Below are 15,500 nucleotides of genomic sequence, written 5' to 3' on the forward strand. Positions count from 1 at the left end.
GTGGGGGTCAGAAGAGCACGATCGGTGGCTCGTTGGGGGCCTGGACCTCTTGGACCGGCAGCGGCTGCGTCGCGCTCATCTCGAAGCCGTTGCCGAGCTCCTGCATCGCGTCGCCGAACCCGTAGGTGATCCGCCAGTGCACGGTGACGGTGACGGGGTAGGCGGAGACGTAGACCTGCGGCATCGCGGGGGCATCCGCGTCGGCGAACGCGGCCGCCGTCGCCGACGAGCGGGTGAAGGTGATCTTGCAGTCCGACGGCTGGTCGGCCACGGACTTGCCGGGCTCGTAGACGAGCTGGTCGGGCGTGCAGGTGATCGGCTCCATGTCGGTCTGGTGCGGATCGATGACGACCTCGGTCGCCTCAGCGACCATGCGGAGCCCGCGTCCCGGCAGCGTCACCTCGCGGTACGGGTCGCCGAGCGGGGCACCGGCACCCTCGGCCACGGGGTCGCCGGACTCTGGATCGACCCAGGCGAACGTGAAGAACGTCGGGTAGCCCACGACAGGAACGGTCGACGGCTTCGGGCGCATGACCGGCACGGGCAGCGCTGTGTCATCACCGGTCACCCGGTTCCACAAGAACGTCATGAGCGGGTTGTCAGGCGGTGTGATGTCCGCATCGTTCGGGACCCACTCGAGCGAGATCGTCAGATGCATCTGGCGGCCGCCGGCGTAGGTGTCCCAGTTGACGTTCTCGATGCACCGCTTCTGCAGGAACCGTCCCTCGTCAGGGTTCGGGTTCCGAGGGACCTCGATCCATGCTGGGGGGTTCTCGTACCGGCACGGCACGAACTCTTCGCCGCCGAATCTCACCCGGAGGGTCTCGTTGCTTCCGCCGCCACTCGCGCAGTACGACCCCATGCCGGTGCCGCTCGCGTAGACGGTGCAGTCCCTGATCTGGGCCTGCTGCGGAGGTGACGACGGTGGCGCGGTCGTGCCACTAGGGGCAGGAGCTCCTCCCCCTCCACCGAACTCGTCGGCAGCCGCAGGCACGGATGCTGTCATCAGGGAGGCTAGGAGGGCCGTCGCGACCAGCGCGCGGATTCGCAGAGTGGCCATCACGGCGCCTTCCGTGCGCAGGTACCGTCATCCGCTGCCGAGGCAACCTGCCACCCTTGGCCTGTGCTGACCAGGGTGAGCTTGAGATCCTGCCAGCGCCGACCGGTGTTCTGGACATTCACATTGTCGGACTTGCGTCGCCAGTCCACCGACGGGTTCCACCGGCAAAGGTGGGCGGTCGCCTTCTTGCCCGAGCCTTCGAGCGACTCGAGGTGCACGATCGGTCGCGGCGAAACGGTCCAGTTGTTGGCCTTAGCCTTAGCGATGCCGCTGGCGATCACGCGCTGCAGGTCCTTATTGAGGGCCACTCGCAGCTCGGCCGGTGTCTGGCGCGCAGTCCACGCGTAAGCGCTTCCGGCGACGAAGGTTTTGATGGCAGCGACACGGGGGTCGCTCGCGTTGCCACCGGTGAAGGTCATCGCGATGCCCGGGAACGGGTTGGCGGGAGCCGTGGTCGTTGGGGTCGGCGAGGGCGTCGGCGACGGTGTCTCGCTCGTGGCCACGGTGGTCGGGGACGGCGTCGGATCAGCCTTCGCCGTGTCCTTGCCGTCGCTGCAGCCCGCGAGGGCAAGCGTCGCCGCCGCCGCGGTCAGGATCCAACGCAGCTGCACTCCCGAGACCTTTCTGCGTACGTTCTGGAAAAAGCGTGACCGATCCGCACGATATCGGCTATTGGGCTCACCGTGAAACCCCCATCGATTGGGCCTGTGCATATTGGAAGGTCTCATGGCTGCTCGTCCTGGGCCGGCGGGCAGGTAGGCAGAGTGTTCTCGGGAGTCTTCGGATCGTCGGGGTTCTTCGGATCGTCGGGGTTCTTCGGATCGTCGGGGTTCTTCGGATCCTCCGGATTCTTCGGATCGTCCGGATTCTTCGGATCGTCCGGCTTGCCCGGCTTGTCGTCGTCCTCGTCGGCCTCCACGCACTCTTCGATCGGCGACGGAGAAGGCGGGTCGAACTTGGTGATCGGCAGCCCACCTCCGTCATCCTCGCCACCCCCCGGCGGAGCGACCGACGGCGGCTCGAGGGTGCTCAGCTTCGAGTCGTCGGGGGCGTCGATGCCGGACACCGGGCGCGCCTGCGCGACCCCTGTCGCCGTCAGGGAGTCTCGGCCGATCATGCCGATGACGATGGCCGAGCGAGAGACCTCGGTCTCGACCTCGACGGCATACAGCGACGTGCCGTTGATGACGACGTCGCGGATGGCAGGGCTGCAGCGCACCAAGGTCGCGTCGCTGGCCCGCGCCTGCTCGCAGTACTGCTGGGCGGCTGAGAGCGCCGCGGAGGTGACGAGGTCGAGCGACGGGTCTGCGACGTTCACGGCCTGGGCACCGGCGCGGGCGGCCTCCTGGGCGTACGCGATCGCGATGCCCTTGGCGTTGAGCTGGCGCCCACCATCGATCACGAGACCGGCGAGCAGGAGCAGCCCCACGCTGACGATGACGACGAAAGGGGCCACCGACCCGGCCTCGTCGCGCGCCGCGGTGAGTCGGGCGCGCCAACGCGTACGGAGGCTCATCGGTACCCCCTGTAGCGGTCGAGCGGGCTCGTGAACGAACGCTCCACGTCGATGTCCCAGAACGGGAAGAAGCTCAGGTCGCCGGTGCTCAGCGTGCAGGACACGGTCACCGTGACCGACGCGACCTCGTCGATGTCGTCGGGGTCCGGCACGACGAACGCCTTGCCGTTGAGGATCGGCGTGCCGGCGCTCGCGGTGTCTCGGCAGCTCTCGGGCGCATCGTCCATCGTCGAGGCGACCGTCTGCGTCGCGATCTGGCCGACGGCGGTGCGGTCGTTCTGCGCCGTCGCGGCACGGGCCGCGTCCCGTGCGGCCTGGTCGACCAGGTTCTCCGCCTGGGCGTACCGGGCGAACGCGACGATGAGCATCATCAGCATCATCACGAACGGCGCAAGGATCACCAGCTCGAGGCTCGACGCTCCCGCCTCACCACGTCGCTCCCCCAGCCGCGCTCTCAAGGTGCACCCCGCGGATCGACGCGGAACTGCTCCAGCGTCGCGTCGGCGGACTGCACGACGGTGACACGCCCGCCGAGCGGCAGGACCGCCTCACCTTGCACGACCATCGTCACCCTGCCGGTCGTCTCGTCGATCGTGCCGTCGGCGTTCACACCGTCGAGGCGCCCGAGCTTCGCGGCGTACCCGACGCTGAGCTCCTCGGCACGCCCGAGGTACGAGTCGGCGTTGGGGTTGTCGCCGGCCAGGCGGAGGTACGAGACGCCCTCGCGTGCGGCCGTCTGGGCGACGTTGCGGGCGTACATGTAGAGCCCGACCTGGATCGTCGCGAAGACGAGCAGGAGGAGGACTGGCGCGATGATCGCGAACTCGACCGCGCTCGCCCCCCGCTCGCCTCGCCGCCGGCGGAGCGCCCTCAGCCCTGGTTGATCTCGTTGATGTTGTCCTGCACGACGTTGGTGATCGCCGCTCCGATCAGGAGTGCGGCCGCCACCACGATGGCCGAGATGATCGCCCACTCGACGGCCGACGCCCCTGCCTCCGAGCGCCCCTCGCGACGTGCGCGAGCGGCCGCGGCGCGAACCTGCCCGATCAGCATCTGGGCGGCCAGAACCTGTGAATACATGTGTTTCCTCTCCTTGCTGCACGACGTCACCCGAGCTTCGACACCGCGGGATAGGCCAGGAATACCAAGAATGCGACGCACATCAACAGCTGCGCCACCAGCATCGACTGCGAGCTCTCACCGGCAGCGCCCTCGATGTCGGCCAGCTCGCGGCGCCGCATGCTGTTAGCCCGCGCGAGAAGACTCTCACGGATGCGGGCGCCTTCGTCACCGGCCAGCCCCAACGTCGACGCAAGGTCGCGCAGCTCGTCGACGCCGAGCTGCTGCCCGAGCGCGGCGATGCCCTCCCACGGGGTGCGTCCTGACAGGCGCGCGTTGGTGATGGCCTCCCGGATCCGGACCATCGCCCAGTGGTCACCCACGGTCGACGCGGCCATCAGGGCCTCGGGGAGACCGCGGCCACCGGCGAGGTTCATCGCAACCAGGTCGAGGAACGAGCCGGTGACGTGACGGAAGTCGCGGCGGCGCTTCTCGGCCTCGCTATGGAGCTGGAGGTCGGGGAGGAAGAAGGCACCGGCGGCGAGCAGCAGCGACACGACGGCAGGGATGCCGAGCGGGTCGTAGCCGAGCAGCGTGAACACCATCGGGAACCACACCAGCGCTGCGAGGGCGAGCAGCAGCTTGGTGCCGAGGTGCTGCGCGAAGGGTCGGTCGACCACGGCCAGGTCGGCGCGGGTTCGCGTGAACGACCAGCCTCGAGCGTCGACCTCGTCCTCGAACCGCTCCCCCACCGCTCCGCGCCACCGGTCGATCAGGTCCGACTTGCCGGACCCGTCGGACGGCCGAGGCCGTGCGCGTCTCTTGGCGCCGTCGACACGGGCGAGCGTCGCCGCGACCCCTGGGACAGGTCGGACGTTCATCCGGACGAGGATCAGGATCCCCGCTCCGATGGCGGCGCCGGCGAGCAGTGCGAGCGTCATGCGCCCACCGCCTGGCGGGCGTCGCGCGCCCGGGTCGGCTGAGCGGCGATGAGGAACCGCTCGGGCTGATCGACACCGGACAGTCGGCGCATCCACATCACGGCCGCGCCGAACATCGCCAGCACCGCCGCGAGGACCAGCTGACCGACGAAACTGCCGTACGGCTCGACGTACTCGGGGTTGAACAGGACAAGAGCGCCGGCGACGACGACGATCACGCCGACCACGATCTGGACGCTGCGGCGCGTGCTGCGGCGGCTCGACTCCACGCGCCGGCGTACGTCCAGCTCGGCGCGGGCGGACTCGGCGAGCGCCGACAGCACCTCACGGAGGCCGGGGCCGCGCAGGCGCGCGTTGAGCACGAGCGCCGCGACTGCGACGTCGGCGGACGGGTCGTCGAGGTCGTCCGCGAAGCGCATCAGCGCGTCAGGCAGCGGCTCGCGCACCCGCAGTCGGTCGACGAGAAGGTTGAGCGCGGGCCGGATGGACGGCGCAGCGTTCTTCGCCGTCGCCGGGATCGCCTGCTCGAGGCCCACCGCACCGGCGATCGTGTCGCGCAACGACTCGATCCAGTTGGCGAGGCCCTCAGCGCGGGTGATCGCCTCACGTTCGGCCCGACCACCACCGAGCAGCCGGTCCCAGAGGACGACGACCGCTCCCACGACCACGGCGAGGACGATCCAGCGCGTGACGACGAGGGTGACGGCGAACGCCACGACACCGGCGATGGTCAGGGTCTTCTGGCGCTCGGAGCGTTTCGCGCTCGACTTGCGCCGCAGCATCGTCGGCTGCGGAGGGCGACGACGCAGCGCGAGCACCAGCATCAGACCGCCGACGCCCACCAGGGCGCCCGCGGTCAGTGCCAGCGGCACACGCAGCTCTTCCATCACCAGCCGCCTCCGTGCACGGCCGGGTCGTAGCCGTGCTGGGCCAGCTCGTCGGCGCACGAGATCGGCGCGTGGGCGACCGCCCGCCCCTGGCCGTCAGGAGCGAACACCTCGGACGACAGCACCTGCGCGTCGAAGCCGACGACCTCGCGGATGCTCTCCACGACACGGGCCTGGGTGCCACCGAGGTGGGCGTCGTTGTGCTTGCGCATGAACACGACGAAGTCGAGAGCGCCCGCGACGAGCAGGTGGGTCGCCTCGACGGGGAGCCGCTCACGGGCCTGGAGGGCGTACGTGGCGATGCGGTTGAACACCTCGACGGACGAGTTCGCGTGGATCGTCGACAGCGACCCGTCGTTGCCCTGGCTCATCGCGTTGAGCATCGTGACGATCTCGTCGCCGAGGACCTCGCCGACGATCACGCGCGACGGGTTCATGCGCAGCGACCGGCGGACGAGCTCGGCCATGGTGACGCCGCCGAGGCCCTCCGAGTTCGGGAGACGTTCCTCGAAGCCGACGACGTTCGGGTGCAGGTCGGCGGTCTCGCCGAGGCCGAGCTCGAGGGCCCGCTCGACGGTGATGATGCGCTCGTGCGGCGGGATCTCGTTGGCGAGCGCCCGCAGCATCGTCGTCTTGCCGGAGTTCGTGGCGCCGGCGATCATGATGTTCTTGCGGGCGGCCACCGCGGCCTTCAGGAACTCGGCGACGTCGGGCGTCATCGTCTCGTTGCCGACGAGGTCGTCGAGGAAGACCTTCTGCATGCGGGCCTTGCGGATCGAGACCGACGGCCGCGCGCACACGTTCATCACGGCCGACAGGCGCGAGCCGTCGGGCAGCCGCAGGTCGAGCTGCGGGTTGGCAGAGTCGAACGGGCGGCTCGACAGGCCCGAGTGGGCGCCGAGGACCTGGATGAGCTCGACGAGCTCCTCGTCGTTCTCGGCGACGGGAGGATGGCGCTCCTCGCTGCCGTCGCCGTACTGCACGAAGACCTGGTCGCAGCCGTTGATGTCGATGTTCTCGACCTCGGGGTCGTCGAGCAGGGGCTGGAGCCGGCCGACGCCGAACAGCGCCGAGTGGATCGCACCGGCGAGCTCGGCCTCGACGTCCGGCTGGAGCGGAGTCCTGCCCTCGGCCATCTCGTAGCGGGCGTGGTCCTCGAGGACCTGCACGATCAGCGACCGTGCGTACTCGCGCTCGTCGTCGGTCGACATCGCCGCGAGACCCGCGAGCTGGTCGCGGCGACGCTGCTCGTTGAGCCGGTCGGCGACCTGGCCGCGGAGCGTACGGACGAGTCCGTGGTCGATCATCGCTGAACCTCCGTCCACAGGCCCGGACCGGACTGCTGTGAGGCGTGGGACGCTGCAGGGCCGTGCTCAGGAGAGGGCGAGCCCTCGGGCACCGGCGACACGTGGGCGACCGCGGCAGCGAGCTCGGAGACGAGCGGGCCGGCCGAGCGGATCAGCGCGAGCTTGTCGGGACGCGCGTGCGTCTGCCCCTGGAACAGGTGGGCACCGCGCTCGTCGTAGGCGACGTGGTGCACGCCCGCGAGCTCCACGTCGGTGGCCTCGAGCGCGTCACGGATCTCGCGGACGACCTGGGTGCGCTTCGGTGGAGCGACGACCGCGACGTGCACGGGGGCGCCGTACGCTCCCCCGACCGTGTCCGTCACCGGGCGGAGGCGGTGGCGTACGTGGACGACGCTGCTGGGTGCCGTGTCGACGACCAGGAGGACCGCGTCGGCGCTCGCGAGGAGCGCGTTCTGCGGGGTGAGGGCCCCGATGCGCCCGAGGTCGGCCACGACGTCGTGCTGCGGCATCCGCGAGAGCACGGGGCCGAGCTGCGACCACGCCGTCGCGAGACCGCCTGCCTGCTCGGGGAACTGCGGACCCGCGAGCACCTCGAGACCGCCGAGGACCCGTTGGGTGTGCATGTCGACGAGCCCGGCGTGCAGCGACCGGCGCCCCGCTGCCGCAAGGCTCAGCAGGCCGGTCTGAGGGTCGAGCGAGCCGCCGTCGTCACGCGGCATCCGGGTGGCGATGTCGGCGCCGGACGGGTCGCACTCGGCGACCAGGACCGGACGCGGCCACAGCGCGCCGAGCACCAGCGCGGTCGTGGTGACGCCTGGCGCTCCTTTGGCGGACGCGAGGGCGATCAGCGCCATGGTCAGCCGCCGCAGGTCTCGTCGAGGTCAGCACCCTCGCCGACCGTCGCGAGGTAGACCGAGTCGTCGGCGAGCGCGCTGGCCAACCGGGGCCCGCAGCCGGCGTCGACACTGACGAGCACCGTGATCTCCTGGCTCGACGCGAGGGCGCTGTCGTCGACCTCGCCGACCTGGACGACGGTGGCGGCGATGCCCTGCTCGGGCCCGTCACCGCCCGAGAAGTACAGACCGACCGGCGCACCGCCCCGCAGCTCGCTCAGCGACCGGGTCGCCGGGGTCTGGATCGGGAACTGGGCCTGGCCCTCGCCGACGCCGGTCGACTCCGCCACCATCTCGGTCGACAGGACCGTCCCGGCGAGCAGGCGCGCCGTCGCGTACTGGCCGACCACGGCGTCCTTGTCGTCGGCCGGGACCCCGCCGTCGAACCCCTCGGGGAGCGACACGGTCGTGAGGTCTCCGTCGGTCAGACGCTGCCCCTGGGCGACCTCGCCCTCGACCTGGAGGAAGTCGGCCCGGTCACCCGAGCTCATGGCGATCCACCCCGACAGCAGCGCACCGCCGACGATCAGGATCACCGCCAGCGCCGCGAGCGCCGGACGGCGTTCGCGGGTGGACGGCAGGCGCACAGACGCGCGCGTCTCTGCGGTGGTCGGCAACTTTGACATGGTGGGATCCTCCAGCTAATGCCCGAGCGTCAGCATCACTGCGACAACCTACAGGTCATATGGTTAACCACCGTCAATCCCCTGACTTCTCGGGGTTCTTCGGCGTACGGGACGGTGAGGCGGCGGGGCTCGGCGACGGCGTCGTCGCTGACGGCGTCATGGCGCGCTCGCGCTCGCGCTCCTGGCGGTCCTGGATGTCCTGCTGACGCTGGTAGGCGCTCGTCACCGCCATCCCTGCCACGATAACGGCGACGACGATCACTCCGGCTAGCACTGCCGGCCAGGTGGAACGGTGCTCCCGCCAGGTGCGGCGGGTTCCGTGCAGCAGCGCCGAACGCAGCTGCCGGCGGCGCAGCGCGTCGGCCTCGAGGACGTACTTCTCGGCGTTGGGCGTCCTGGCGAGCGCCCCTGGCGGAGCCGGCACCGCGCGCTGCTGCCCTCCTCGGTCGTCGCCACGACCGGGGTCGACGTCACTCATCGGCTGTCCGTGCCCATCTCGCGTGCCCCGCGCTCATCGGGTCTCGGCGAGGCGAGCGGCGACCTGGAGCAGGGCCAGCCGCGTCTGTGCGCCGACCTGGTCGGCGCGGAACGGGCGGCCGCCACGCAGCGCCGGATCGGCGCCGAGCACGACCACCTGGCCGTCGGCGACGCCCGCGGCAGCCACCGATCGGCGCGCCTGGTCGGCGGACTCGGCGTCGTCCCGGCAGACCACGACCACCGTGGCGGAGCGCGCCGCGGCAGGATTCACGCGGTCGAGGCGACGCAGCGCCACCTCGAGGCCGCGCAGGCCGATCTCACCGGGGCCTGTGACCACGACCGCACGGTCCGCGCGTGCCACGGTCGTGTAGGCGCCGTCCGTCGGGTCGTCGCCGGCGTCGAGGAGCAGGAAGGCGTGCTGGGCGGCCAGGCGGTCGACGACCCCACCGAGGTCGGCGCGGCCGAGCGGCTCGTCCCACGACGGTCCGTCGACGACCGCCAGGCCGCCGGGCGTCAGCGGCGGCGTCGCCGCGTCCGACGAGGCCAGCAACCGGCGTACGGAGTGCGGGTCCTGGACGCCGAGCAGTGCGCTCAGCGCGGGCGTCCCTGCCTGGACGTCGACCAGCACCGTACGGTCGTCGCGGAGCGCGGCGAGCACCGCACCGACGCCGCTGGCGACCGTCGTCGTCCCGACGCCGCCCTGGGCGGAGAGGAACGCCACCGTCCGGTGACCGGCATGGCGGCGGCGTACGGCACCGATCAAGGTCCGCTCGGCGTCGGCCGCCGACGCACTGTCGAGCGTCACCATCCCGCGCGCGGCGCCGCGGACCCACGAGCCGCTCGTACGACCGGCGGGCGCAGGTGAGACCGTGCCGGCGACGACGTGCTCAGCGAGCGACGGCGGACGCTGGACGGTGCCCGGGAGCGTGGCCGACGCGGGCGGGGTCGGCCGTGCGGGCGAGGGCGCGGGACTGGGGGCCGCCGCCCATTCCGGCCGCAGCGCCACGACGTTGTCGCCGCGGGACGCGTCGGTCCCGGGATCGGAGTCCGCCGCCCCCCACGGTGCGTCCTCGGGATCGGCGGCCCAACGGCGGCCAGCCCCCGGCTCCGGCGGGCTGTCGAGGCCCAGGCTGCGTGGGTCGATGCCCATCCTGGCGAGGTCGGCCGCGGCCCCCTGGGCGTCGGAGCGGCGCCCGGGGTCGCGGCGGTTCGGGTTGTCGTCACCCGGTGGGCGGCGGTCGTCGGTCATCGGACGTCCTTCCTCACACCATGTCGGACAGGCGGTCGAAGAGGCCGACAGCACCGCAGGCGAGGACGATCGCCTGGATGACGAGGATGAGCTCGGCCAGGTTCAGGAGACGCTTGTTGCGGGCGCGTGTGATCGACGAGACCGGCATGGACGCCAGCGCCACGGCGAGCGCGCCGAGGCCGAGGACGATCAGGATCAGCCACGCCGTCGCCTCGAGGTCGGCGACCTCGCGCACGAGCTGGGCGCCGAGGACGACCGTGCCGGCGAACCGGAGCCCGACCATGTGGGCGACGCGCGAGAACACCCGCGAGCGCGACAGCGCGAGAAGACCCACGACGAGGGCGAGCCAGCGGTCCCAGCGGTTGTCGGTGAACGTGAGGACGACGCCTCCGACGCCGACGACCAGCGCGATCGCCGCAAGCGACCCGACGAGGAGACCGTTGCTCTCGCGGTAGCGGGCTGCGATCGCGTCGCGCGACATCGTGCCGACGTGACGGACGCGGTAGTCGGCCCCGGCGAGGCCGCCGACCGACAGCGAGACGCGAGGAGCGACACCGACCACGAGGAGGACGACGACCACGACGACGCGCAACGTCTGCAGGGCGTCGACGTCGAGTGCGGCCGTGATCGCGAAGGCACCGGCCACCGCGAGCAGCACGACCCCGAACGCGGCGTACGGGGTGGCGCGAGGCGTCAGCGCACGCGTGCCGAGGGCGGTCGCGGCGACCAGCGTGAACGCCGCGACCGAGGTCGCCTGCGAGGACCACTCCGCCCACGCTCCGAGGGCGGTGCCACCGATCCACGCCCATGCCAGCGCGACCACGAGCACCGGCCGGACCGACCAGGACGCGGCAGCGCGCGCCGCCCAGGGCGCCAGCCCGGCGAGGGCCGCAGCCGTCGCGATGCCGGCGACCGCCCGGGTGCCCGCCGGAGGGACCTCCCAGCCCGGCGCGAACGACTCCAGGAGGCCCGCGCACCACAGCGCCAGCAGGCCCAGCGCGACGGCGGTCGTGACGATCCAGAAGGTGAGGGTCGTCGTGGGAGTCCATGCGCCGCCGGCGGACTCGGTGGCGTCCTCGACCGCATCGCGCACGTCCTCGACCGACGCCGGCTCGATGCTGCTCGAACGCGGCCGGAGCTCGAGGACGTCGCCGTCGAGCACGCCGGCCTCCTCCAGCGTCTGGCCGAGCCCGAGGGGGGCTCCGCCGACCCGCGCGAGCTGGACGCCGTTCTGGGACACGTCGCCGGGTCCGCAGTAGCGGACCACCTGGGCGACGACGTCGGCGAGCGGCAGCGCGCTCGGGAGCGCGAGATCGACGCGTCGCTCGTCGGTCACCACTGTGACCCTGCTGTAGGCGGTGAGCACCTGCACCCCTCTCCGTGCGTGCGAGGCTCGTTGCGCGGCAACCGTAGCCCGACCACCGCGCAGACCGGACGCCGTGGAGCATATCGTTTGCCGGGACAACGCCTGCCACGACACTGTGCAGCCCCGAGGATGAGGACGGCGATGAGCACCACTTTGGTGAAGCGGCCCCCGCGGACGGCCCCGCCGCGGGTCGACGACGCGCCGCTGAGCATCCACGAGCCTCCGCACCGCACTCAGGCACCGACGCCCGCTGCCGGCATGACGATGCTCATGATGCCGATCATGAGCGGCACCGGCTCGCTGACGATGGCACTGACGCAGAAGGACCGGCCGATCCTCGTCGTGGCGGGCTTCCTCGTCCTGATCGGGTCGATCGCGATCGGCGTCGTCATGATCGTGAGCCAGCGAGGCGGCGCTCGCCGGCAGATGCGGGAGTCGCGCGAGCGCTACCTCGACTACCTCGAGGAGATGCGTCTGGCGGTCCGCGAGCGCGTCGCGACGCAGCGCAGCGAGCAGGCGTGGCGGTTCCCGCGCCCGGACCAGCTGGTCCCGATCGCGACCGAGGACACGCGTCGCTGGGAGCGCCGACCGTCGCACAGCGACTTCCTCGCCGTCCGCCTCGGCACCGGCACCGTCCCGCTCGTCAGCGGACTGCGCCTCGACGCCGACACCGGTCCGCTCAACGAGTTCGACCCGTTGTGCCTCAACGCCGCCGAAGAGCTCCAGCAGCGCTACGCGACGCTGTCGGAGCAGCCGATCACCGTTCCACTGCGGGCGCTCGGCCACCTCGTCGTGGTCGGGCACCCGGACGCCGCCCGCGCCGTCGCGCGCACCATGCTCGCCCAGCTCGTCACGCTGCACGGCCCCGGAGACCTCGAGGTCGCCGTCGTACGCCCTGAGGGCGCCGGCGCAGCGTGGGACTGGGTGAAGTGGCTCCCGCACACGCAGAGCAGCCGCACGCTCGACGGCGAGGTGCCGGCGCGGCGGGTCGCCACCTCCGTCCCTGCCCTCACCGAGCTGCTCACCACCGAGCTGGACGACCGGCTCGACCGCTACCAGCGCAGCCGGGGCACGGCTGGTGCCGTCGGACCGCACCTGGTGGTGATCGTCGACCACGACGGGTCACCGGGCGCCCATCTCGAGTCACCGGACCCTTCGATCCCGCTCCAGACCCTCGGGGTCCACGTGGTCACCCTCCTCCCCTCCGCCCGCCAGGAGCCCCGCCCGCTCGACGTACGGGTCGAGATCGGCCTCGACGGGTCGCTGCGGACCTCGGTCCACCAGGACCCGTTCCGTGCCGACCTCCTCCCCGAGGGCGTCGAACACACTCTCGCCCGGACGCTGTCCGGCCTGCGGCTCAGCGCAGAGGACTCCGGCGAGGGCGGTCTGGAGGCGTCGGTGGGCCTCGCCGAGATCCTCGGCGTCCGCGACCCCGCCCGCCTCGACACCCGTCGTACGTGGCAGCCGCGGGCCCAGCGCGACCTGCTTCGGGTGCCGATCGGCCTCTCCGAGCAGGGCGCGCCGGTGCTGCTGGACCTCAAGGAGTCCGCCCACGGCGGGATGGGTCCGCACGGGCTCGTCGTCGGCGCCACCGGCTCGGGCAAGTCGGAGATGCTCCGTACGCTCGTCAGCTCGCTCCTCGTCGGACACGGTCCTGACCGGCTCGCCCTGATGCTCGTCGACTTCAAGGGCGGCGCGACGTTCGCCGCGATGGAGCACATCCCCCACCTCGCCGGGATGATCACGAACCTCCAGGACGACCTGACGCTGGTCGACCGCATGCGGGACGCCCTGTACGGCGAGATGCAGCGCCGCCAGGAGGTCCTCAAGGCCGCGGGCAACCTGCCCAACGTCACCGCGTACCAGGAGAAGATCGACGCCGGCGAGCGGCTGGAGCCGCTCCCCCACCTCCTGGTCATCGTGGACGAGTTCTCCGAGCTCCTGACCGCCAAGCCGGACTTCGCGGAGCTGTTCGTCGCGATCGGGCGCATCGGCCGCTCCATCGGCGTCCATCTGCTGCTGGCCACGCAGAAGCTCGAGATGGGCAAGATCCGCGGTCTCGAGTCGCACCTGTCGTACCGGATCAGCCTGCGCACCTTCTCGGAGTCGGAGAGCCGCGACGCGATCGGGGTGCCCGACGCGTACCACCTCCCTCCGGAGCCCGGCTCGGGATACCTCAAGGTCGACACCACCGTGTTCGAGCGCTTCAAGGCCGCGCTCGTGTCCAGCCCGTACGTCCCGCCGAGCGAGGGCCCCAAGACCTCCGTTCCCGTCGTCCCGTACGTGGCCGTCAACGGTGTCGGCGCCTGGATCGCGGATCGCGCCGCCGCCGAACGCGAGGCCTCGCTGGACGACGCCGCCGCCGATGCGGCCGCGCGCAAGGGAGGTCCGACCGTCCTCGACGTCCTCTGCGAGCAGATGACCGCGGCCGGCGCACCCGCCGTACGCCCTGTCTGGCTCGACCCGCTGCCTCCGGTCCTCACCCTCGACGCGGTCCAGCAGATCGACGAACCGGGCGCGCCGGCGTCGGTCAAGGCAGTGCTGGGTCTCGTGGACGAGCCCGCCAAGCAGGCTCAGTACGCGCTGGAGTGGGACTTCACCGGCGCCGGCAGCAACCTCGTCCTCGCCGGTGCGCCGCAGACCGGCAAGAGCACGACGCTCCGCACGATGGTGTCGTCGCTCGCCCTGCGCTACGCGCCGGGGACGGTGGCGTTCTACTGCATCGACTACGGCGGCGGCACCCTGCAGGCGCTGCGGGCGCTGCCCCACGTGGCCGCTGTCGCGACGCGCAACGACCCCGAGCGCATCAACCGCACGGTCCAGGAGGTCATGGGCGTCCTCGACGAGCGCGAGGAGCTGTTCCGCCGCTACGGGCTCGAGAGCATGCACGACTACCGACGCGCCCGGGAGGAGGGTCGGATCCCCCGTGAGGCGCCTGGCGACGTCTTCCTCGTCATCGACGGGTGGGCGACGTTCCGCGAGGAGTACGACGCGCTCGACTACGCGGTCGACGAGATCGCGGCGCGCGGTGGTGCGTACGGCGTGCACGTCGTCCTCACGGTCACGCAGAGCATGCAGATCCGGATGCGGATGCAGCCGTCGTTCGGCGGACGTCTGGAGCTGCGCCTCAACGACGTGTACGACTCGCAGTTCGGTCGCAAGGTCATGGAGCAGATCCCGAAGGACGTCTCCGGGCGCGGCGCGATGGAGGGTGAGCGGATCTTCCAGGCCGCGGTGCCGCGCATCGACGGCGTGCGCGAGGTCGAGGACGTCTTCGAGGCCCAGCGCGAGCTCTTCGCCGCCGTCGCGGAGCGCTGGCAGGGCATCGCCGTCGAGCAGGTCCAGACGCTCGCTCCCGTGGTGCACCTCGAGGAGCTGCCGCCGGTCGATCCGGCGTACCCGGGCGTCCCAGTGGGTGTCCTCGACCGGAACCTGCGCGCGGTCTCGGTGAACCTCATCGGTTCCAACCCGCACCTGCTCGTCTACGGCGACCCGGAGACCGGCAAGACCAACTTCCTCAAGATGCTGCTGCGCGGCTACACGCAGCTGATGCCGGCGGAGAAGCTCGGGATCGTCCTCGTGGACTTCCGTCGGTCGCTCCTCGACGTCGTCCCCGACGAGTACCTCGTCGCCTACTGCACGAACCGCGACCAGACCGCCCAGGTTGCCGGCGAGCTGGCCGGGTCGCTGCATCAGCGGCTCCCCGGACCGGACGTCACCTCGGAGCAGCTGCGCGAGCGCTCGTGGTGGAACGGGCTCGAGCTGCTCGTCGTGGTCGACGACTACGACCTCGTCGCCACGTCCTCGGGCAACCCGCTCGACCCGCTGGTCGAGTACCTCCCGCAGGGCAACGACCTCGGGTTCCACCTGGTGGTCTCACGTCGCGTGAACGGTCTCGCCCGGGCTCAGTTCGAACCGATGCTGCAGCGCCTCACGGACGTCTCGACGGCCGGGCTGATGTTCTCCGGAGACCGGCTGGAGGGCCGCCTCGTCGGCGGGGTGGCGCCCACGCGGCTCCCCACCGGGCGGGCGCTGTACGTGAATCGCAACGGACTGGTCGGCCAGGTCCAGACCGGCCTCGTGCCGGACGACGCGGGCTGACAGCGCGGCCCAGCCGAC

The 15,500-nt window shown here is 71.5% G+C and carries 15 protein-coding genes; 1 reads left to right on the plus strand and 14 read right to left on the minus strand.

What is annotated here, in order from left to right; genetic code table 11:
* Nucleotides 1-7: 7 nt before the first annotated feature.
* From AB3M34_RS11885 to eccD, 14 genes are all read right to left on the minus strand, one after another.
* Complete coding sequence (locus AB3M34_RS11885; RefSeq protein WP_370614102.1) at nucleotides 8-814, minus strand: hypothetical protein; 807 nt, start codon at nucleotides 812-814, stop codon at nucleotides 8-10.
* A gap of 245 nt (nucleotides 815-1,059) precedes the next feature.
* Nucleotides 1,060-1,671 (minus strand): hypothetical protein, encoded by a 612-nt coding sequence (locus AB3M34_RS11890; protein ID WP_370614104.1) that lies wholly within the window; start codon nucleotides 1,669-1,671, stop codon nucleotides 1,060-1,062.
* A 113-nt stretch (nucleotides 1,672-1,784) separates the two neighbouring features.
* Entirely contained in the window at nucleotides 1,785-2,576 is a 792-nt protein-coding gene (locus AB3M34_RS11895) for a pilus assembly protein TadG-related protein (RefSeq protein ID WP_370614106.1), read from the minus strand.
* Nucleotides 2,573-3,034: a TadE family protein gene (locus tag AB3M34_RS11900; RefSeq protein WP_370614107.1), complete on the minus strand. Its 462-nt coding sequence runs from the start codon at nucleotides 3,032-3,034 to the stop codon at nucleotides 2,573-2,575. Before AB3M34_RS11900 ends, AB3M34_RS11895 begins: the two co-directional genes overlap by 4 nt.
* Complete coding sequence (locus AB3M34_RS11905) at nucleotides 3,031-3,450, minus strand: TadE family protein (protein ID WP_370620001.1); 420 nt, start codon at nucleotides 3,448-3,450, stop codon at nucleotides 3,031-3,033. The genes AB3M34_RS11900 and AB3M34_RS11905 overlap by 4 nt, the downstream gene beginning before the upstream one ends.
* The gene (locus AB3M34_RS11910) at nucleotides 3,447-3,656 is read right to left on the minus strand and encodes a hypothetical protein (protein ID WP_370614109.1); all 210 of its coding nucleotides are present in this window, start codon (nucleotides 3,654-3,656) and stop codon (nucleotides 3,447-3,449) included. Before AB3M34_RS11910 ends, AB3M34_RS11905 begins: the two co-directional genes overlap by 4 nt.
* Nucleotides 3,657-3,682: 26 nt before the next feature.
* Nucleotides 3,683-4,576: a type II secretion system F family protein gene (locus tag AB3M34_RS11915; protein ID WP_370614110.1), complete on the minus strand. Its 894-nt coding sequence runs from the start codon at nucleotides 4,574-4,576 to the stop codon at nucleotides 3,683-3,685.
* Nucleotides 4,573-5,463, minus strand: coding sequence for a type II secretion system F family protein (locus AB3M34_RS11920; protein ID WP_370614111.1), 891 nt, complete (start codon nucleotides 5,461-5,463; stop codon nucleotides 4,573-4,575). Before AB3M34_RS11920 ends, AB3M34_RS11915 begins: the two co-directional genes overlap by 4 nt.
* Complete coding sequence (locus AB3M34_RS11925) at nucleotides 5,463-6,770, minus strand: CpaF family protein (protein ID WP_370614113.1); 1,308 nt, start codon at nucleotides 6,768-6,770, stop codon at nucleotides 5,463-5,465. The genes AB3M34_RS11920 and AB3M34_RS11925 overlap by 1 nt, the downstream gene beginning before the upstream one ends.
* On the minus strand, nucleotides 6,767-7,624 hold the full coding sequence (locus AB3M34_RS11930) for a hypothetical protein (protein WP_370614114.1): 858 nt from the start codon (nucleotides 7,622-7,624) through the stop codon (nucleotides 6,767-6,769). Before AB3M34_RS11930 ends, AB3M34_RS11925 begins: the two co-directional genes overlap by 4 nt.
* 2 nt (nucleotides 7,625-7,626) lie before the next feature.
* Nucleotides 7,627-8,289 carry an SAF domain-containing protein gene (locus AB3M34_RS11935; protein WP_370614115.1) on the minus strand — a complete coding sequence of 221 codons (663 nt, stop codon included), beginning with the start codon at nucleotides 8,287-8,289 and terminating at the stop codon, nucleotides 7,627-7,629.
* A gap of 73 nt (nucleotides 8,290-8,362) precedes the next feature.
* The gene (locus AB3M34_RS11940; RefSeq protein ID WP_370614117.1) at nucleotides 8,363-8,767 is read right to left on the minus strand and encodes a hypothetical protein; all 405 of its coding nucleotides are present in this window, start codon (nucleotides 8,765-8,767) and stop codon (nucleotides 8,363-8,365) included.
* 33 nt (nucleotides 8,768-8,800) lie between these two features.
* Nucleotides 8,801-10,015: a MinD/ParA family ATP-binding protein gene (locus AB3M34_RS11945; RefSeq protein ID WP_370614119.1), complete on the minus strand. Its 1,215-nt coding sequence runs from the start codon at nucleotides 10,013-10,015 to the stop codon at nucleotides 8,801-8,803.
* Between the two features lie 13 nt (nucleotides 10,016-10,028).
* Nucleotides 10,029-11,609: a type VII secretion integral membrane protein EccD gene (gene eccD, locus AB3M34_RS11950; RefSeq protein ID WP_370614121.1), complete on the minus strand. Its 1,581-nt coding sequence runs from the start codon at nucleotides 11,607-11,609 to the stop codon at nucleotides 10,029-10,031.
* Here eccD and eccCa point away from each other — a divergent pair.
* Complete coding sequence (eccCa, locus tag AB3M34_RS11955; RefSeq protein WP_370614122.1) at nucleotides 11,523-15,482, plus strand: type VII secretion protein EccCa; 3,960 nt, start codon at nucleotides 11,523-11,525, stop codon at nucleotides 15,480-15,482. The genes eccD and eccCa overlap by 87 nt on opposite strands.
* Nucleotides 15,483-15,500 lie beyond the last annotated feature (18 nt).

It is taken from the genome of Mumia sp. Pv4-285, from assembly GCF_041320275.1.
Classification (GTDB): domain Bacteria; phylum Actinomycetota; class Actinomycetes; order Propionibacteriales; family Nocardioidaceae; genus Mumia; species Mumia qirimensis.